Source organism: Pseudomonas sp. GCEP-101 (assembly GCF_025133575.1).
GTDB classification, from domain to species: Bacteria; Pseudomonadota; Gammaproteobacteria; order Pseudomonadales; family Pseudomonadaceae; genus Pseudomonas; species Pseudomonas nitroreducens_B.
Map to the genome: position 1 here is coordinate 658,442 of NZ_CP104011.1, position 18,265 is coordinate 676,706.

The following is an 18,265-nucleotide window of genomic DNA, read 5'->3' on the forward strand; positions in this document are numbered from 1 at the left end:
AACCTGACCCGGGGCGGGCAGGTGGCGCGTGTCATGGTGATTCGTCGACCCGCCCCTTAGGAAGCCTGATGGAATCCCTCTTCGTCCCTACCCTGATCGTTGCCCTGGCGGAAATTGGCGACAAGACGCAATTGCTCGCGCTCGTCCTCGCCGCGCGGTTCCGCAAGCCCTGGCCGATCATCGCCGGGATCATCGCCGCCACCCTGGCCAACCACTTCGCCGCCGGCGCCGTTGGCAGCTGGGTCGCCTCGTTCTTCTCGGAAAGCACCCTGAGCTGGGTACTGGCCGTGTCGTTCCTCGCCGTGGCCGGCTGGACCCTGATTCCGGACAAGCTCGATGACGACGAAGAAGGTTCGCTGAAGAAATTCGGCCCGTTCCTCACCACCCTGATCGCCTTCTTCCTCGCCGAAATGGGCGACAAGACCCAGGTCGCCACGGTGATGCTGGCGGCGCAGTACCCGCACTTCTGGCTGGTGGTGATCGGCACCACCCTGGGCATGCTGATCGCCAACGTACCGGTGGTACTGGCCGGCAACTTCGCCGCCGAACGCCTGCCGCTGAACCTGATCCGCCGCCTGGCCGCCGCTGCCTTCGCCGTCCTCGGCCTGGCCGCCGTCTACCACGCGCTGAAGCTCTCCGGGGTGCTCTGAGCGGCCGCTTTTCGTCGGGGGGCTGGCGCGCCGGCCAATGCCTGTGTATCGCCCGCGATACACAGTGGCGCCTGAGCCTCCCCGACAAAGGATGTCGCCATGCCGGAAAAAGACCTGAAGAAGATTGCCCGCCAGCACATCGACCTGGCCTGGAACAAGGGACACCTGGCGCTGGTGGAGCAGTTGCACAGCCCGGACTTCATCTACAAGAGCGCCTTCACCGCCCAGCCGCTGGACAACGCCGGCTACCGCGCGCTGGTGGAGGAGATCCGCAGTGGCATGGAAGACCTGGAGGTGGCGGTGGAGGAATGCATCCGCGAGGGCCAGAAGGTCTTCACCTGGAGCACCCTGATGGGCAGCATCGCCCGCCCGGTGCTGGGGTATCCGGTCAGCGACCGTATCGTCAGCATCTCGGCCATGGGCTTCTGGGTGTTCAACAGCCAGAACCAGGTACAGGAGCTGTGCACGCTGTTCGACATGGAAAGCTTCCGCGCACAGATGGGTTTGCCCAACCGCTCGTTCGCCGAAAAGGCGCTGCCCTGAACCCCGAAAAAGCCCGGCCATGAGCCGGGCTTTTTTCTGTGCGCCTGTCACCCACGTCCACGACCTGCCGGAGCGCGCCATGCGCGCGATCGCGGGCATGGCCCGCTCCTACAAGGAGAACCCGAGCCAGCCCGGCAGCGGCTTTTCGTAGGACCGAGGGGGACGCCCAGTCCTTGCTCGCGAACAAGGCGCCACTCGGTGCCGTGCGGTTCGCGAGCAAGCTCGCTCCTACACCGTGCCGGCTGGCACCGTGGGTTCCTCCTGCGCCGAACGGTCCCCTCTCCCGCTTGCGGGAGAGGGTTAGGGTGAGGGGCTCTTGCAAGAGCGGATCTTATCCGCGAATCCGGCCGGCAGGCCGGGGCTCAGGCAAGGCACCGCCGCAAGGTGGTCGCGGAGAAGCTCCGCTCCTACAAGGGGAACCCGAGCCAGCCCGGCAGCGGCTTTTCGTAGGACCGAGGGGGACGACCAGCCCTTGCTCGCGAACAAGGCGCCACTCGGTGCCGTGCGGTTCGCGAGCAAGCTCGCTCCTACACCGTGCCGGCTGACACCGTGGGTTCCTCCTGCGCCGAACGGTCTCCTCTCCCGCTTGCGGAGAGGGTTAGGGTGAGGGGCTCTTGCAAGAGCGGATCTTATCCGCGAATCCGGCCGGCAGGCCGGGGCTCGGGCAAGGCACCCCCGCAAGGTGATCGCGGAGAAGCTCCGCTCCTACACAGAGGAGTTGAGCCCGCTTCAGAGGTAATCGTTGGCCTGGAACCAGGAAATCGCCCGCTCCAGCGTGTCCTCCAGCGGCACATGGGATTCGAAGCCCAGTTCCTCGCGCGCCTTGCGGCCATCGAGGAACTGCCCGCCGGCCATGACTTCGATCGCCGTGTCGTCCAGCAGCGGCATCTTGCCGGTCAGGCGGTAGCGCCAGCGACCAAGCGTGGCCAGCGCACGGGCACGGTGCAGCGGCATCGGGGTCGGCGCCGGCTTGCCCAGCAACTTGGCGATGGTGGCGGTCAGCGCGGCCATCTCGATGTTGTGCCCGGTGAGCAGGTAGCGCTCGCCCACCCGTCCGCGCTCAAGCGCCATGAGCAGACCCCGCCCGGCCTCGGAGGCGTCGATGACGTTGCGCCGGCCCGGCACGTAATGAAGCATCTCGTCGCGGCCGATGGCGGTGATCAGGCGGCCGGTGGTCGGGCCGATGTCCAGCTCGCCCAGCACCATGCCGGGAATCCCGATGACCACCGGCAATCCGCCGCGAGCCTGCTCGCGGGCCTGTTCATCCAGCGCCCACTTGCACATCACGTAGGCGCTCTTGCCGGTGGGCAGCCCTTCGTAGAACAGCCCCTCGTGCCCGGGCAGCCCCTGCGGGTGCAAGGGCATGGCGAAGGCGGAGCCGACATAGAGGATGCGCGGCACCTTCGCCTGCAGGCAGGCGGCGTAGAAGTGATTGGTCAGGTCCAGCGCGCTGGCGACCTCCTCCTGCCAGCGACGGGGGCGCACCGGGTAATACCCGGCGCTGAAGATCACCGCGTCCAACCCGCTCAGCGCGCGGGCCATCCCCTGGTGATCGAAGAGTTCGGCAACCCGGCACTCCGGCTCGAGATAGGCCAGGCGCTGGATCTGCGACGAGGGTCGATGGATCAGCACCAACTGGTGGCCGGCCGCCTTGATCGCGCGGGCGGCATGGTGGCCCAGGAGCCCGGTGGCTCCGAGTACAGCGATTTTCACGGGTGCTCCCTGTTCACTGGATCGGGCGGCGCAACCTTACGCCGCCCTTGGCCGTTCGAGAGAATCACGAACCACTGCTGCAAAACCAATGCTCAGCGGGCCTTGGCCTGCTCGTAGAGCGGCATGACCTTCGGGATGGCGGCCTGCAGGTTGGCCATCCGCGTGCTGTCCGCCGGGTGCGTGCTGAGGATTTCCGGCGGCGCCTCGCCGTTCGATGCCTGGCCCATCTTCTGCCAGAGGGTCATCGCGGCGTTGGGGTTATAGCCGGCTCGCGCCGCCAATTCCAGGCCGATCAGGTCGGCTTCGTTCTCGTTCTGCCGGCTGTTGGGCAACGTCAGGCTGTACTCGACCACCTGGTGGGCGAGGTCCACGCTGTTCTGCCCCAGCCCCAGCAAGGCGCCACCGATGCCCAGGCCCATCTGCTCCGCATAGGCGCGGGACATGGCCTCGCGGCCGTGCTCACGCAAGGCGTGGGCGATCTCGTGGCCCATCACGGCGGCCAGCTCGTCGTCGGTGAGTTTGAGCTGATCGATCAGCCCGGTGTAGACGATGATCTTGCCGCCCGGACCGCAGTTGGCGTTGAGCTCGTCGCTCTTGATCACGTTGACTTCCCACTGCCAGGACGGCGCGTCGGAGCGGAAGGCGCCGGTCTGCGGAATCAACCGCGCGGCGATGGCCTTCACGCGCTTGGCGTCGCTGCTGCTGGCATCCAGCTTGCCGGCCTTGGAGGCCTCGCCGAGCGTCTGCTGGTAGGACTGCGCATACATCTGGTCGACCTGCGCACTGGACAGCATGCTGAACATGTTCTGCTTGCGATCGACGCCGACGACCCCGCCGCTGGTGGTGTTCACCTGCTGGCAAGCGGTGAGGAGCAGGGCTGCGGCCAGGCCTGCGACACGAAATACTCTGGGCATGTTGCTCTCCCGAAACAATGCAATCTCCCACGAACAGCGCGCATGGTAGGCCCACCCCCGATGCCCGGCAACTGGCAGGAAACAGCCGGTGCAGCAGTGACTTAGGAAAGCGGACCGGCTCACCGGATGACGCCCTGCGCCACCGGTCGTGGTGTTCGCGCTGCGCCTGGGAAAACCCTCGGTGCACAGCCGCGCGAGAGTCGCCACAGGCGTTCGCCCGCCGGCAAAACGGCGAGCCTTGAGCGCTGTGCGCGACCCGATAATTTCATTTTGACATCACATGCTAGACCTCCCGGTCAGCGCCGACAATCCTGCAACAGGCAGCCAACAGTGGCGTTACAACCCATTACAACGGCCGCCTAAGGAAAATCCCGGGGCCTGCCGATACAGATAGACAAGCAGGTCTCTGGCACATTCCGGGTACGCGTATGAAATTCAAGTCGATCCAGTTTTCCGTGGTGGCGCTGGCCGGTGCCAGCGTTCTGGCAGTGGTCGCGGCGCTGGTGCTGTATGCGCTGTTCGCCGGCTCGCGGACCCAGGCGCTGGTGCAGGAACGCACCCAGGCGCTGCTCGAGCAGGTGATCAATGAGCGCCTGGTGGCGCTGGCACGCGGCCAGGTCAGCCAGATCCAGCGGGAGCTGGAATACCCCCTCACCATCGCCCGCGAGCTGGCCAGCACCAACGCCCTGCTGGATGAAACCGACGCCAACGGCCAGCCGCTGCTGGGCATAGGCCGCGCCGGCATGTCCAACCTGCTGCGCCAGACCGTGGCGCAGAACCCCAAGCTGCTCGACGCCTTCGCCGGCTGGGAACCCAACGCCTTCGCCGGCAACGACAGCCAGTACGCCGGCCTGCCCGGCTATGACGCCAGCGGCCGCTTCATGCCCTGGTGGTACCGCAAGGACGGCAGCCTGACCGTGGAAGCCATGGGCGACACCCTGGAAAGCCAGAAGATGCAGCCCACCGGCGTGCGCGAGGGCGAGTACTACCTGTGCCCGAAAGAGAAGCACCAGCCCTGCATCATCGACCCGGCGCCCTACGAGATGGGCGGCAAGATGGTGCTGATGTCCTCGTTCAACGCGCCGATCATGGTCAAGGGCCAGTTCAAGGGCACCGTCGGCGTGGACCTGTCGCTGGATTTCATCCAGGACCTGCTCAAGGCCGCCGACAGCCAGCTGTATGACGGCGCCGGCGAGATGGCGCTGATCTCCACCAACGGCCGCCTGGTCGCCTACACCAAGGACCCGGCCAAGCTCGGCGAGCCGGCCAGCAGTGTGCTGGACGCCAACGAAGTGGCCAACCTGACCAAGCTCACCCTCGACCAGCCGCTGACCTCGGTGGACAAGGAACACGGCCACATCGAGCTGTTCCTGCCCTTCACCATCGCCGACTCCGGCGCGCGCTGGACGCTGATGCTGCAACTGCCCCAAGGCGCCGTGCTGGGCGACCTGAACCGGTTGCAGAGCGACCTCAAGGCCCAGCGCGACAGCGACACCCTGGGCATGACCCTGGTCGGCCTGATCATCGCCGCCATCGGCCTGGCCGTCATCTGGCTGGTCGGCCACGGCATCGCCCGTCCGCTGCGCCAACTGGTGGGCATGCTCGACGACATCGCCCAGGGCGAAGGCGACCTCACCCGCCGCCTGAGCAGCGACCGCGCCGACGAACTGGGCTCCATCGCCAAAGGTTTCAACACCTTCCTCGGCAAGCTGCAGGGCATGATCGGCCAGGTGGTGACCTCGGTGCAGCACGTCAGCGATTCCTCCGAGCACACCGCCGACATCGCCATCCGCACCAACCAGGGCGTGCAGAAGCAACTGGCGGAAATCGAGCTGGTGGCCACCGCCGTCCACGAGATGACCGCCACCGCCCAGGACGTCGCGCGCAACGCCACCCACGCGGCCGAAGCGGCCAACCACGCCGACCAGGCTGCGCACCACGGCAAGCGCATCGTCGAGAGCAGCTCCGAGGCGATCCAGGCGCTGGCCAGCGAGATCGGCCGCGCCGTGGGCGTGGTCCAGTCGCTGGCCCGCGACAGCGAGAACATCAACGCAATCCTGGTGGCCATCCGCGGCATCGCCGAGCAGACCAACCTGCTGGCGCTCAACGCCGCCATCGAGGCGGCCCGTGCTGGCGAGCAGGGCCGCGGCTTCGCGGTGGTCGCCGACGAGGTGCGCAACCTGGCGCAGAAGACCCAGCAGGCCACCGAGGAAATCCAGTCGATGATCCAGCAGCTGCAGAACGGCACCCGCGAAGTGGTGCAGGTGATGCAGCAGAGCCAGGACAAGACCGAGGACAGCGTGCGCCACGCCGGCGAAGCGGCCCAGGCGCTGGAGTCGATCACCCAGGCGGTGTCGGTGATCAACGACATGAACACCCAGATCGCCAGCGCCGCCGAGGAGCAGAGCGCGGTGGCCGAGGACATCAACCGCAACGTCAGCAACATCGGCATGGTCGCCAACCAGGTGGCCGGCGGCGCCGACGAAGCCTCCCAGGCCAGCGCCGAGCTGACCAAGCTGGCCGAGCAGCAGCGCCGGCTGGTGAATCAGTTCAAGGTGTGAGGTTGTTCGGCCTGGCCGGGCGCTCGCCCCTGTAGGAGCGAGCTTGCTCGCGAACCCGCCCCACGGCGAAGCCCCCTCACCCCACCCTCTCCCTCAGGGAGAGGGAGCCGTCCGTGCCGGCTGACGCCACGAGTTCATCCTCCCCCGATCAGGTCGCAGGGCGCATAACGCGCCAGCGTTATCCGCGCGGGGCGATTGGCGGATCACCCGCCCCGGGTTATCCGCCCTACGGTCCTGCGAATCTAACGAGCAGAAGCGGCGCCGCTTTTCGTAGGACCGAGGGGGACGCCCTAGTCCTTGTTCGCGAACCACCCACGCACCTGGCCCGGCGGGAAGAAGCCTTCGCGGACAAGGTCCGCTCCTACGGGGAGTACGGTTCACACGTTATCCGCCGCGGGGCAATCGGCCCCGTGACTCGAATCGTTTCGTAGGAGCGGACTCCGTCCGCGATGTTTCCGCGCGAGCGTGGGGTCATCGCGGACGGAGTCCGCTCCTACGAGAAAGGTGTCGCCCTGGGATTTCAGGCGGGCGTCAGGCACTCCGGCCCGTTGCAGGCCGGGTCGTTGACGAAGTTCGCCAGCGCCTGCTCGCGCAGCCGTGCCTGGGGCAGTTGCAGCAGTTCCAGCAGCCGCGCCATGGGCGTCTGGTTCGACAGCCACTGCGCCTGCTCCTGCACATCGAGGATCAGCGGCCGGCGCATCTCGCCCGCCGCCTGGGTCAGCATCGCCACGCTGTAATAGATGTGGCCTTCCACCGGATAAGCCTCCCACACCCCGGCAAAACAGATCAGGCCGCCGCCGGATATCCAGTGCGGGCGCTTGCGCACCCCGCGCCATTCGTAGAAGCCGTTGGCCGGCAGCAGGCAGCGGCGCTGGGCGAAGGCGTCGCGGAACATCGGCTGTTCGGCGATGGTTTCCGCGCGGGCATGGGCCGGGGTGCGCGACAGGTCCTTCAGCCAGGCCGGGGTCAGGCCCCAGCGCGCCAGGTCGGCCTGGCGACGGCCTTCCTCCTCGCGCAGCATCAGCACCCGCGCGCCGGGCGCAACGCTCCATTGCGGCTGCAGGTCAGCCGGGAAGCCGGCGCTGTCGGCAAGCTCGCGGTTCCAGCGGAATAGGGCATAACGGCTGGTCATGGGCGGGGGTCATCGCAGGACGTGGGCGGCGGTCAGCACAGCAGGACGCCAGGGCCTCCCTCGTGATCATCGAAGGCACCCGGCAAGGGTTGCGCGGCATTGTACGCGGCGATCAGCTCCCGCGCCCGCTCGGCCACCTCATCCTCCACCCACAGGTGCAGCAGCCCCAGCCCCGGCAGCTCGCCGATGCCGCCGACCAGGTGGCGGCCGCCCAGGTGCGACGAAATGCCCTCGTTGGCCAGCATGCCGCCCAGCAGTTCGGCTTCGATCAGGTCGGCGGGTTCGTAGATTCGCTGCATCAGTCGTCCTCGCGCTGGACTTCCAGGGTCCACTCCACACCATCGGTGTGAAGCTGGAACAGGATCGGCCGGCAACACACCGGGCAATCTTCATAGTAGCTCTGGTCGCCCCCGGAGAGATCGAGCACGGCCTCGGCCGGCTCGCCGCAATAGGGGCAGGAATACGCCTGACTTTCGAGCATCGCTGGTTCCCCCGTGACTTCCGTTTATAATCGCGCGGTCTTTTTGGGTGCCCAGCCGGACCGTCCGGTCAGTGGGCCCCTTCCGAGCCGTCTACGTCGCGGCCCGGCCGTGACACCCCGAAAAATTCATTAGAGAGCATGATGGGCGAGTTCGAAGCCATCCGACCGTACAACGACGCCGAAGTCCCGGCTGTCCTGCAACGCCTGCTGAGCGATGACGCCTTTCTCGGCGCGCTGGCGCGTTACCGTTTCCCGCGTCTGTCCGGACCGTTCGGCTGGCTGCTCAGACCACTTATAGCCCATCGGCTGGCCCGCGAGGTCACCGGCATCCGCAGCGTCGTCGCGCTGCAGGACAAATTCGAGCCCTACGTCGACCGGACCATCGAGCACGCCACCGACGGCGTCACCTACTCCGGCGTCGAGCGCCTGAAATCCGGCCGCGCGTACCTGTTCATCGCCAACCACCGCGACATCGTGATGGACCCGGCCTTCTGCAATTACGCGATCTTCCACGCCAAGCTGCCGACGCCGCGCATCGCCATCGGCGACAACCTGCTGCAGAAGCCCTTCGTCAGCGACCTGATGCGCCTGAACAAGAGCTTCATCGTGCACCGCTCCATCAGCGGCCGCCGCGAGAAGCTGGCGGCGTACCAGAACCTGTCGGCCTACATCAACCACTCGATCAGGAACGACGGCCAGTCGATCTGGATCGCCCAGGCCGAGGGCCGCGCCAAGGACGGTGACGACCGCACCGATTCGGCGATCCTCAAGATGTTCCACATGAGCCGCAAGGACGAGCCGTTCGCCGACGTCATCCGCGAGCTGCACCTGATCCCGGTGTCGATCAGCTACGAGTACGACCCGTGCGATGCCGCCAAGGCCCGCGAGCTGTTCACCCGCGCTACCACCGGCGAGTACAAGAAGGCGCCGGGCGAGGACGATCGCAGCATCGTGCAGGGCATCACCGGCTACAAGGGACGGGTGCACATCAACTTCGGCGAGGAGATCACCGGCAACTTCGCCGACGCCAAGCAGCTCGCCGCCGAACTGGACCGGCAGATCCTCGGCAACTATCGGCTGTTCCCGGTGCACTACCTGGCCTACGAAGCGTCCGACCTGCGCGACGCGGCCCTCGACGTGCCCCGCGCCGAGACCCTGTTCAAGGCCGAGGAACTGCAGCGCGCGCGCACCGAATGGGAGCGTCGCCTGGGCGAATGCCCCGCGGAGCAGCGCGGCCATCTCATCCTGCAGTACGCCAACCCGGTGCTGAACCAGTACCGGCTCAAGCAGCAGGCATGAAAAAAGGCGCCCTCGGGCGCCTTTTTCGTTTCTCGGCTCAGAGCTGGGTGCTGTACCAGCTCACCGCCACGGCCAGGGCCATGCAGGCGAAGCCGAAGCGGTAGAAGAAGCGGTTCATCCGCGCGGTCGGCTCGACGCTGTCCAGCGGCACCGGCGCAACCTCGCTTTCGGCGGCCAGGCGCGCCAGGGCAAGGCGTTCACGGCGGCGGGTCGCCAGCAACAGCCAGCCTCCGGCCAGGGCGAAGAACAGGGCCAGGTCGTTCACGATACGACCGGGATGGGCCTGGAACAGACTCCAGAGCGCCTGCAGCGACATCACAACCTCCGCTTCAGAACTGCACGCCATCGACTTCGAAGCAAAGCGGGGGGTCAGTCTGGACGAACGGGCATGGCCCGTCATGGATGAGAAACAATCGACGCGCATTTTATCCGCTGGGCCGCCCTTGCAGCCAGCGCACAACGCTTATTTACGACGAGCGTAAGAATTATCGAGAAATGGTCTAAGACCTTTCCTGCGCCCTGGCACGTTGCTGGCTTCAACGACTGGTGCCTATCCGGTCTTTCGCCAAGGAGATTCGCCATGCTCGACATCATCCCCCACGAAAACGCCTACCTGATCGACCACCTCGATGAAATCGAAGCCGTGGTCGTGGAACTCTCGTTCAACGTCCAGGACGACCACTGGCTGGTCTATACCCAGGCCTGCGGCCACGAGCACCTGGACCTGCCGGAAACCGACGAGCGCATGCGATCGTTCGAAGTCGACCCCTATCGCCAGGCCGCCTGACCGCTATCAGCGGCCCATGAAAAAGCCCGCCAACTGGCGGGCTTTTTCATGACCGGTTCGCTCAGCGCTGGTTCAGCGTCTGGCCGATGGTCGGGTCTTTGAACACGCGGGTCAGCGCATCGCTGAGCACGTCGCTCACCAGCTTGGTGTTGGTCGCCTGGTTGGGCGCCATGCCGAAGCGCTGGTTGGTGGAAGCGCCGTAACGGCCACTGTAGCGACGGGTGCCGCTCTGCACGTCGGCGCGGAAGGTGGCGCCGATATCGGCCTCGGTGACGTACACGCCTTCTTTCGGCGACTGGTACTTCAGCTCGGACAGGGTCAGGGTCAGCTGCGGCGCGTTGTAGGCGTTGGCCGACGGGGTGAAGCCCAGCAGGCGCACGGCGGTCTCGGCCTGCAGCTGCAGCTTGGGAATCACGTCTTCGCTGCGCACGGTCAGCTGACTGGTTTCCGAATACAGGCCGCCCCGGGTGCCCAGCGCGGTGCTCGGGCGACCGTCGACGACACGCACCACCACCGGCTGGCCCTGGCCAACGGCGGCGACCGGCCCCTTGAATTCGGGCGTCGGGTTGAGTTGTTGCGGGCTGAGGGCGCAGCCGGTCAAGGTCAGGCTGGCGGCAGCGATAAAGCCGAGCAACAGGCGAGGCAGCATGCTCATCTCTCCATGGGGTTAAGCGATGGCCGGCAGTATACCGGCGGGCAGCGCGGTCAGATAGCGCTTGGCCATTGGACGCGGAACCCGTTCTCAGGGTTCCCTGGCCACGCGTCGATACGCCGCCTTGACCCACCCGCAGGCGACACGCACCGGGAGGGGGCACAAATGGCAAATCAAGGGGCACACACTAGGAAAAAAGTCTAAGGTGCAGAGCTTTTTTTTCTGTTTCGCCGTTATAATCGCCCCCCGATTATAAGGACGCCTCCTGGTCGGGCCCCGCACGATGCCGACACGCCGTGTCTCGCCGCTGCCACCCCTCAAAGAGAGTCGCCACTCGCCTCGGTCACTGGCCGTCGCGCTTTGTACGTTCGTTGCGCAGAACTTGGCAAGGATGCAGCCGCTCCCCTCCGTACGGAGACCGGACCGGCCCGCGACGACGATCCCCTTTGAGCTTCACGCCTCCAAAAGAGCGTGATCGAAGGTTTTTCACTACTTCACGAGAGTGTGGCGAGCAATGAAGAGTTTTGCGTTGGTAGCACCATTGACGTCTGACCCCGCAGCACTGAATCGCTTTTTCGGCACCGGAAGCCGCGCCTGAGCGCCACTTTCGGATGCACTAGCGGATGCACATGTCCGCCGTGGACTGCCGAGAAGGTGCGCATTTCCCCTCCTCCGATCCCGGCCCGACACATTCGCGAAAGGTCCTTCGTGACCTGAGAAGAATTCGGACAGGCAACTTTTACGCACCTGAGCGAAAGTCCCCTGTCACAACTGGCTGCTGATAGTTTTGGAGACGCGTTAATGGCGCAGAACGAAATCGAATCGATGGACGTGCTGCTGGTCGGCGCCGGCATCATGAGCGCAACCCTGGCTGTCCTGCTCAAGGAAGTCGATCCGGGCGTCAAGCTCGAGATCGTCGAACTGCAGGAGTCCGGGGCCGTCGAGAGTTCCAACCCGTGGAACAACGCCGGCACCGGTCACGCCGGCCTCTGCGAGCTGAACTACACGCCGCAGGCGGCCGACGGCTCGATCGACATCAAGAAGGCGGTGAACATCAACGCCCAGTTCGAGGTGTCCAAGCAGTTCTGGGCCTACCTGACCGGGAAGGACGCCTTCGGCGCGCCGCGCAACTTCATCAATCCCGTTCCGCACATGAGCTTCGTGCGCGGCAAGGACATTCCGTTCCTGAAGAAGCGCTTCGAGCTGCTCAGCCAGCACCACGCCTTCGCCTCGATGGAATACACCGAGGACCGCGCGAAGATCGCCGACTGGGCCCCGCTGACCATGCCCGGCCGCCCGGCCGACGAGCAGGTGGCGATGACCCGCGTGGAAAGCGGCACCGATGTCAACTTCGGCGCCCTGACCAACCAACTGCTGGGCTATCTCGCCAGCCGCGAAGGCAGCGAAGTCCGCTACTTCCAGAAGGTCGTGGGCCTGCAGCGCAACGGTGACGGCTGGCTGGTGGACATCAAGAACACCCAGACCGGCGACGCCCGCAAGGTCAAGGCGAAGTTCGTCTTCCTCGGCGCCGGCGGCGGCGCGCTGCCGCTGCTGCAGATGTCCGGCATCCCGGAAAGCAAGGGCTTCGGCGGCTTCCCGGTGAGCGGCCAGTGGCTGCGCTGCGACAACCCCGAGGTGGTCAAGCAGCACCAGGCCAAGGTCTACAGCCAGGCCGAAGTGGGCGCCCCGCCGATGTCCGTGCCGCACCTGGACACCCGTGTGGTAGAGGGCAAGACCTCCCTGCTGTTCGGCCCCTACGCCGGATTCTCCACCAAGTTCCTGCGCCACGGTTCGTTCCTCGACCTGCCGCTCTCGGTGCGCACCAGCAACCTGCTGCCGATGCTCGCCGTGGCCCGCGACAACATGGACCTCACCCGCTACCTGGTGAAGGAAGTCATGCAGTCCATGGACCAGCGTATCGAAGCCCTGCGCAAGTTCTACCCGCAGCTGAATCCGGCCGACTGGCGTCTGGAAACCGCCGGCCAGCGCGTGCAGATCATCAAGAAGGACCCGAAGAAAGGCGGCATCCTGCAGTTCGGTACCGAACTGGTGGCGGCCCAGGACGGCAGCATCGCCGCCCTGCTCGGTGCCTCGCCGGGCGCCTCGGTCACCGTGTCGATCATGCTGGGCCTGCTGGAGCGCTGCTTCCCCGAGCGCTACAAGTCGGCCGAGTGGACCGCGAAGCTCAAGGAGATCTTCCCGGCCCGCGAGAAGCAGCTGGAGACCGACGCCGCGGCCTACCGCGAAGTCAACCAGATGACCGCCGACCGCCTGCAGATCGTCGCCGCGTCCTGAGCCGTGCGCTCATGAAAAAGCCCGCCATCCGGCGGGTTTTTTCGTTTCCGTGGGCTCACTGGCAACTGACCATCCAGCCGACGCCGAACCGGTCGGTGAGCATGCCGAAGCGTTGCGCCCAGAAGGTCTTCTCCAGCGGCGTCTCCACGCGCCCTTCCTCCGCCAGGGCGGCGAATGCCTTTTCCGCGGCGACCACGCTGCGCAGCGTGAGGTGCAGGGAGAAGCCATTGAAGGCGGCGTTGTGCTCGCCGCGGCCATCGGACAAGAAGACTTCCGTCTCGCCGATCTGCAGGCTGGCGTGCATCACCTTGTCCAGCCAGCCATCGGGCACCGGCGACGGGCCCGGTGCCTCTTCGAAGCGCATCAGCGCCCCCAGTTGCGCGCCCACCGCGCGCTGGTAGAAGGCAATGGCCTCATCGGCGCGACCATGGAAAAACAGATAGGGCTGTACGTGCACGGCTTCATCCTCGCCTTGTCGTTATCGTTCTGAGGGAAGTCTAGGCGGGGATTTGGCGTTCGTTCGCGAGCAAGCTCGCTCCTACGAAAAGCGACCCCATCCTGTAGGAGCGAGCTTGCTCGCGAACCGCCCTGAACGAAAAAGCCCGCACATGGCGGGCGTTTCAGCGGCTCGCTGCGATCAGCCGCGAGCGGCCTTGATCACCTCGATGTACGGCTCGGCCTGGCGCTGGTCCTGGATCAGGGCGATGAAATCCTGGCCCTGGGCATCCTTGGCGGACAGGTCGTAGCCGGCCTCGACGAAGAAGCCGACGAAGCGCTCGAAGTCGTCGATGCGCAGGCCGCGGTAGGCCTTGACCAGCTTGTGCAGGGACGCCGGAGTGTCATCGGCCGGTTCCACGTCGAGGAACAGCTTGATGGCGTCGTCGTTGATCTCTTCGCCAATCACCTGCTTCTTGTCTTTACGCATCGCTCGCTTCTCTCTACGGCTGTCTCGGGAATCGCGGCCGGCAGCGGCTCAGGCCGGGCACCACGGGTCGGGCAGTTTAACCCTGCGCCGGGCGCGGCTCAACGCGCACGCACCGCGCCGGTGTGCAGGTCGGCCCAGATATGGCCGTTGCCGTAGGTGAGGAACTGCACGTAAACAGTGCCGTTGCGCAGCAGGTCGAGCAGCTGTGGATAAGCCGCCTGCGGGTAGTACAGGCTGAGCACGCGGGTCTTCTCGTCGTAGACCGGCTTTTTCAGGCTCTTGCCCTCGGCGTCGAAGCTGATCACCACCTGGCTGATCTGCGCGCCCTTGTTCAGCGGCTTGCCCTTGAGACGCAGCAGCGCCGGCGTGGTGATCGGAATCGGCTGCTGGTTGGATTGGCGCTGGTTGCCCAGCACCACGCTGTATTCGGTGACCTGCAGCAGTTGCTGCTGCTCCGGCTCGCCCTGCCGCAGGCCGGCATCATCCGGCGGCAGGAATTGGCTGTGCATCGGTGCGGCAACGGCCATCCCGGCTATCGACAGCGGAAGGCAGAACAACAGCGCCAGCACGGCGCCCGGCATGCGAACGGACATCATCACCTCCGCGGGACAGGGCCGGGCACTCTAGCACGCGCGCCAAGCGACACGACAGGCACACATGGCATGCTCGCCGATACATTGATAGGCTTCGAAGCAAAAGCCATCACACATCGACCAGAGCATGCTGCACAACGTCTCCGACCTCGACCTGCGCCTGCTGCGCATCTTCGCCTGCGTGGTGCGCTGCGGTGGCTTCTCCGCCGCGCAAGGCGTACTGGGCATGGGCCAGTCGACCATCAGCACGCACATCGCCAGCCTGGAGACGCGTCTGGGCTACCGGCTGTGCGAGCGCGGCAAGAGCGGCTTCCGCCTGACCGAGAAAGGCGAGCGGGTACTGGCCTACGCGCAGAGCCTGTTCGCCGCGCTGGGCGACTTCCGCGACCAGGTGCAATCCCTTGCCGGCCGGCTGGTGGGCGAACTGCACCTGGGCCTGGCCGACAACATCGCCACCCTGCCCGACGCGCGCATCCCCCAGACCCTGGCCCGCTTCCACCGCCGCGATCAGGACGTGCGCCTGCATTTTCTCATCGAGTCCTCCAGCGAACTGGAGCGCCTGGTCCTCAGCGGCCGGCTGCACCTGGCCATCGCCTGTTTCAGCCGACGCCTGCCGAACCTGCGCTACCAGCCGCTGTACCACGAACGTGTGGCCGTCTTCTGCGGGCGTGCGCACCCGTTGTTCGACCAGACCGTGAACGACGCCAGCGAGCTGGAACGCTGCGACTGGATTCAGCACGGCTACGCGGTGGCCGACGTGCAGCTGCCGGCGGACCCACAGCGCAGCACCGCGTTCGCCCAGCACATGGAGGCCGTGCTGCACGCCGTGCGCGCCGGCACCCATCTGGGCTACCTGCCCACCCACTACGCCGAACGCTGGGTGGAACAGGGCGAGATGCGCGCCCTGCTGCCGGACCGCCTGGGCTACGGCATCACCCACAGCCTGGTGGTGCGCGACGAGCCGGGGCACAACGAAGCGCTCCAGGCGCTGGTCGAGGACCTGTGCCTGGAGCACGGTGCGGCGCCGATTAGCGCGGCGCGGTGATGTGCTTGATGTCGAAGAACGCCGACAGCCCCCACGGGCCCAGCTCGCGGCCGATGCCGCTGCGCTTGCCGCCGCCCCAGGAAGTCTGCGGGAAGACGACCTGCGGCGAGTTCAGCCAGACGTTGCCGGCCTCCAGGTTCTCGGCGACGCGCTGGGCGCGCTCCACGTCCGCGCTGCACACCGTGGCGGCGAGGGCGAAGTCACTGTCGTTGGCCTGACGCAGCGCGTCCGCTTCGTCGCTGAAGGTGCGCACGCACAGCACCGGACCGAAGATCTCTTCGCGCCACAGGCGGCTGTCCGCCGGCACGTCGGTGTACACGGTCGGCTGGATGAACCAGCCCTCACCCGCTTCGCCACCGGTCAGGCAGGCCAGGCCTTCGTCGCGGGCCACGGCGAAGTAGTCGAGCACCTTGCGGTACTGCGCTTCGCTGGTCATCGGGCCCATGTCGGTCTCGCCCTGCAGAGAATCGCCGACCCGCAGGCCTTCCACCGCCTCCTTCAGCTTCGCCAACAGCGGCGCAGCGATGGATGCCTGCACCAGCAGGCGCGAGGTGGCGGAGCACATCTGCCCGGCGTTCCAGTAGACGCCGGCGATGATCCACTGCACGGCTTCGTCCAGGTCGCAATCCTCGAACACCAGGATCGGCGACTTGCCGCCCAGCTCCAGGCCCACCGGCAGGGTGCGCGCGGCAGCGGCTTCCATGACCTTGCGGCCGACGACGTTGCTGCCGGTGAAGGACAGCTTGGCGATGCCCGGATGGCTGCACAGCGCCGCACCGGCATCGGCCAGGCCCGGCACCAGGTTCAGCACGCCGGCTGGCAGGCCGATGGCGTCGGCGACTTCGCCCAGCACCAGCTCGATCAGCGGAGTGATTTCCGAGGGCTTGAGCACCACGGTGCAGCCCGCCGCCAGGGCCGGCGCGACCTTCCAGGCACTGGTCACCAGCGGGAAGTTCCACGGCACGATCAGGCCGACCACGCCGATGGGCTCGAAACGTGTCTGCGAGCGGTAGCCGGCGTCCGGCAGGGCGACCTCGGCGTTCTGCCGGGCGTCCAACTGGTCGGCCAGCTCGGCGTAATAGGCGAAGGTGGCGATGGCGTCGCCGATATCGATTTCCGCCTCCAGGCGCGGCTTGCCACTGGCCTGCATCTGCAAGGTAGTCAGGGCTTCGCGGCGCGCCTCGAGCTGCTCGGCGAAGGCGCGCAGGTAACCCGCGCGCTGGGCGGCGGTGGTCAGTCGCCAGTCGGCGAAGGCGCGCTGGGCGGCAGCGACGGCGCGCTCCACATCGGATGCCCCGGCGCAGGCGACTTCCGGCAGCGCTTCACGGGTGGCGGGAGCGATCGGGCGCAGGACGGCGCCGCTGGCGGCGGCTTGCCACTGGCCATCGATATACAGGAGACGGGACATGCGAACCTCGGACGGTTGTCGTGGGAGGGTCGCAGGATAGGCGGGGCATGCATCGGCAAAAATGCGAGTCAGCCCATGCATGCATCGATGCGGACAGATGTATCAGACGGAACTGTAGGAGTGAGCTTGCTCGCGAACATTGGGCCCCACTTCGATGTGAAACCCGGCGCGAAGCGGTTCGCGAGCAAGCTCGCTCCTACAAAAGCGCAGATGCTTCAGGCGAACTGCGCGCGCATCCACGCCAGATAGTCGGCCGCGCCCGCCTCGCCTTCGCGTGGCGCCCACTGCCCACGTTCGTCTTCACCCAGCGGGACGAAGGGGCCGGCCTTGGCTTCGAACATGATGCTGTCCGGCTCCAGCGCCACGATGGCGTGGAAGGTGCCCGGCGGCAGGTCCGCGCCGACGCACTCGCCGCCTGCGCGCAGCACGCGGGTGGTCAGCAGCTCACCGCTGTCGGAGAAGATCAGCAGGCCCAGCGCACCCTTCACCACCAGCAGGCTTTCGGCCTTGTCCGGGTGTCGGTGGCAATGCGGCGGGATATAGCTGTCGGGCTGCAGCGCATTGAGCAGGCGATGACACGGCTCGCTCTGCTCGTGGAAGTTGTGGTTCTGCCGGCGCCGGGGGCTGGCGGCGGCACGGGCCGCCACCTCGTCGAACAGCGCGCTGTCGAGGAAACGCGGCCCGCTCATCCTCAGAGGCCCTTGACCGCGAAGATGCCGGCGGCGTTGCGCCAGTAGCCCTTGTAGTCCATGCCGTAGCCGAAGATGTAGCGGTCGACGCAGGACAGACCCACGTAGTCGGCCTTCAGGTCCGGGCGGGCCTTGCGGTCGTGATCCTTGTCGATCAGCACGGCGGTGTGCACGCGCCTGGCGCCGGCGTGCTTGCAGAAGTCGATGATCGCCGAGAGGGTGTGCCCTTCGTCGAGGATGTCATCGATGATCAGCACGTCGCGGTCGATGAAGGAAATTTCCGGTTTTGCCTTCCAGAACAGCTCGCCGCCGGTGGTCTCGTTGCGGTAACGGGTCGCATGCAGGTAAGACGCTTCCAGCGGGAAGTTCAGCAGCGGCAGCAGCTTGCCGGAGAAGATCAGACCACCGTTCATCACGCAGAACACCACCGGGTTGGTGTCGGCCAGCGAGCCATTGATGGCCTCGGCAACACGGGCGATGGCGGCCTCGACCTCGGCGTTGGTGTACAGGCAGTCGGCTTCGGCCATGACGTGGCGGATGTGCGCGAGATCGACGGACATGGGGGTTCTCCGGTGAAA

Annotated in this window: 21 protein-coding genes; 8 read left to right on the plus strand and 13 right to left on the minus strand. The window is 66.4% G+C overall.

Translation table 11 applies throughout. From position 1 onward, the window contains the following. Positions 1-68: 68 nt before the first annotated feature. The 3 genes from N0B71_RS03010 to N0B71_RS03020 all read left to right on the plus strand — a co-directional run bounded on the left by N0B71_RS03010 (position 69) and on the right by N0B71_RS03020 (position 1,344). Positions 69-650, plus strand: coding sequence for a TMEM165/GDT1 family protein (locus tag N0B71_RS03010; protein WP_259757229.1), 582 nt, complete (start codon positions 69-71; stop codon positions 648-650). Between the two features lie 99 nt (positions 651-749). Continuing rightward, positions 750-1,193, plus strand: coding sequence for a ketosteroid isomerase-related protein (locus N0B71_RS03015; protein ID WP_259757230.1), 444 nt, complete (start codon positions 750-752; stop codon positions 1,191-1,193). A 19-nt stretch (positions 1,194-1,212) separates the two neighbouring features. Continuing rightward, positions 1,213-1,344: a hypothetical protein gene (locus tag N0B71_RS03020; RefSeq protein ID WP_259757231.1), complete on the plus strand. Its 132-nt coding sequence runs from the start codon at positions 1,213-1,215 to the stop codon at positions 1,342-1,344. A 578-nt stretch (positions 1,345-1,922) separates the two neighbouring features. Here N0B71_RS03020 and N0B71_RS03025 read toward each other — a convergent pair. Continuing rightward, complete coding sequence (locus N0B71_RS03025; protein WP_259757232.1) at positions 1,923-2,906, minus strand: NAD-dependent epimerase/dehydratase family protein; 984 nt, start codon at positions 2,904-2,906, stop codon at positions 1,923-1,925. 92 nt (positions 2,907-2,998) lie between these two features. Beyond that, positions 2,999-3,820 carry a M48 family metallopeptidase gene (locus tag N0B71_RS03030; RefSeq protein ID WP_259757233.1) on the minus strand — a complete coding sequence of 274 codons (822 nt, stop codon included), beginning with the start codon at positions 3,818-3,820 and terminating at the stop codon, positions 2,999-3,001. A gap of 428 nt (positions 3,821-4,248) precedes the next feature. On the opposite strand from N0B71_RS03030, the gene N0B71_RS03035 reads away from it, so the two are divergent. Continuing rightward, entirely contained in the window at positions 4,249-6,381 is a 2,133-nt protein-coding gene (locus N0B71_RS03035) for a methyl-accepting chemotaxis protein (protein WP_259757234.1), read from the plus strand. 520 nt (positions 6,382-6,901) lie between these two features. On the opposite strand, the gene N0B71_RS03040 is transcribed toward N0B71_RS03035, so the two are convergent. The 3 genes from N0B71_RS03040 to N0B71_RS03050 are packed head-to-tail and all read right to left on the minus strand — an operon-like array spanning position 6,902 to position 7,994. Beyond that, positions 6,902-7,513, minus strand: coding sequence for an SOS response-associated peptidase (locus tag N0B71_RS03040; protein ID WP_259757236.1), 612 nt, complete (start codon positions 7,511-7,513; stop codon positions 6,902-6,904). Between the two features lie 32 nt (positions 7,514-7,545). After that, entirely contained in the window at positions 7,546-7,812 is a 267-nt protein-coding gene (locus N0B71_RS03045; RefSeq protein WP_259757237.1) for a putative signal transducing protein, read from the minus strand. Beyond that, on the minus strand, positions 7,812-7,994 hold the full coding sequence (locus N0B71_RS03050) for a CPXCG motif-containing cysteine-rich protein (RefSeq protein ID WP_192430807.1): 183 nt from the start codon (positions 7,992-7,994) through the stop codon (positions 7,812-7,814). The genes N0B71_RS03045 and N0B71_RS03050 overlap by 1 nt, the downstream gene beginning before the upstream one ends. A 138-nt stretch (positions 7,995-8,132) precedes the next feature. Here N0B71_RS03050 and N0B71_RS03055 point away from each other — a divergent pair, with 138 nt between their 5' ends. Continuing rightward, positions 8,133-9,293 (plus strand): 1-acyl-sn-glycerol-3-phosphate acyltransferase, encoded by a 1,161-nt coding sequence (locus N0B71_RS03055; RefSeq protein WP_259757238.1) that lies wholly within the window; start codon positions 8,133-8,135, stop codon positions 9,291-9,293. A gap of 37 nt (positions 9,294-9,330) precedes the next feature. On the opposite strand, the gene N0B71_RS03060 is transcribed toward N0B71_RS03055, so the two are convergent. Further along, positions 9,331-9,609 (minus strand): hypothetical protein, encoded by a 279-nt coding sequence (locus N0B71_RS03060; RefSeq protein ID WP_259757239.1) that lies wholly within the window; start codon positions 9,607-9,609, stop codon positions 9,331-9,333. Positions 9,610-9,873: 264 nt separating this feature from the next. On the opposite strand from N0B71_RS03060, the gene N0B71_RS03065 reads away from it, so the two are divergent. After that, a complete protein-coding gene (locus N0B71_RS03065; RefSeq protein ID WP_259757240.1) occupies positions 9,874-10,080 on the plus strand; it encodes a hypothetical protein in 207 nt (68 codons plus the stop codon). A 61-nt stretch (positions 10,081-10,141) separates the two neighbouring features. Here the strand turns inward: N0B71_RS03065 and N0B71_RS03070 are convergent, their stop codons facing one another. Then, the gene (locus N0B71_RS03070; protein WP_259757242.1) at positions 10,142-10,729 is read right to left on the minus strand and encodes a YajG family lipoprotein; all 588 of its coding nucleotides are present in this window, start codon (positions 10,727-10,729) and stop codon (positions 10,142-10,144) included. 804 nt (positions 10,730-11,533) lie between these two features. On the opposite strand from N0B71_RS03070, the gene mqo reads away from it, so the two are divergent. Then, positions 11,534-13,027, plus strand: a complete 1,494-nt coding sequence (mqo, locus tag N0B71_RS03075) for a malate dehydrogenase (quinone) (RefSeq protein ID WP_259757243.1) — start codon at positions 11,534-11,536, stop codon at positions 13,025-13,027. A 55-nt stretch (positions 13,028-13,082) separates the two neighbouring features. Here the strand turns inward: mqo and N0B71_RS03080 are convergent, their stop codons facing one another. The 3 genes from N0B71_RS03080 to N0B71_RS03090 form a co-directional block, all read right to left on the minus strand. Continuing rightward, a complete protein-coding gene (locus tag N0B71_RS03080) occupies positions 13,083-13,484 on the minus strand; it encodes a VOC family protein (RefSeq protein ID WP_259757244.1) in 402 nt (133 codons plus the stop codon). A gap of 180 nt (positions 13,485-13,664) precedes the next feature. Beyond that, positions 13,665-13,952, minus strand: a complete 288-nt coding sequence (locus tag N0B71_RS03085; protein ID WP_017519723.1) for a PA4642 family protein — start codon at positions 13,950-13,952, stop codon at positions 13,665-13,667. Between the two features lie 98 nt (positions 13,953-14,050). Next, on the minus strand, positions 14,051-14,533 hold the full coding sequence (locus tag N0B71_RS03090) for a hypothetical protein (protein WP_416786115.1): 483 nt from the start codon (positions 14,531-14,533) through the stop codon (positions 14,051-14,053). Positions 14,534-14,672: 139 nt separating this feature from the next. Here N0B71_RS03090 and N0B71_RS03095 point away from each other — a divergent pair, with 139 nt between their 5' ends. Then, positions 14,673-15,590, plus strand: coding sequence for a LysR family transcriptional regulator (locus N0B71_RS03095; protein ID WP_259757246.1), 918 nt, complete (start codon positions 14,673-14,675; stop codon positions 15,588-15,590). Here the strand turns inward: N0B71_RS03095 and N0B71_RS03100 are convergent. The 3 genes from N0B71_RS03100 to N0B71_RS03110 all read right to left on the minus strand — a co-directional run bounded on the left by N0B71_RS03100 (position 15,574) and on the right by N0B71_RS03110 (position 18,247). Next, positions 15,574-16,998 (minus strand): aldehyde dehydrogenase family protein, encoded by a 1,425-nt coding sequence (locus tag N0B71_RS03100; protein ID WP_259757247.1) that lies wholly within the window; start codon positions 16,996-16,998, stop codon positions 15,574-15,576. The genes N0B71_RS03095 and N0B71_RS03100 overlap by 17 nt on opposite strands. A gap of 215 nt (positions 16,999-17,213) precedes the next feature. Beyond that, positions 17,214-17,687, minus strand: a complete 474-nt coding sequence (locus N0B71_RS03105) for a WbuC family cupin fold metalloprotein (RefSeq protein ID WP_259757248.1) — start codon at positions 17,685-17,687, stop codon at positions 17,214-17,216. Between the two features lie 2 nt (positions 17,688-17,689). Continuing rightward, positions 17,690-18,247 carry a hypoxanthine-guanine phosphoribosyltransferase gene (locus N0B71_RS03110; protein WP_259757249.1) on the minus strand — a complete coding sequence of 186 codons (558 nt, stop codon included), beginning with the start codon at positions 18,245-18,247 and terminating at the stop codon, positions 17,690-17,692. Positions 18,248-18,265: the final 18 nt, after the last annotated feature.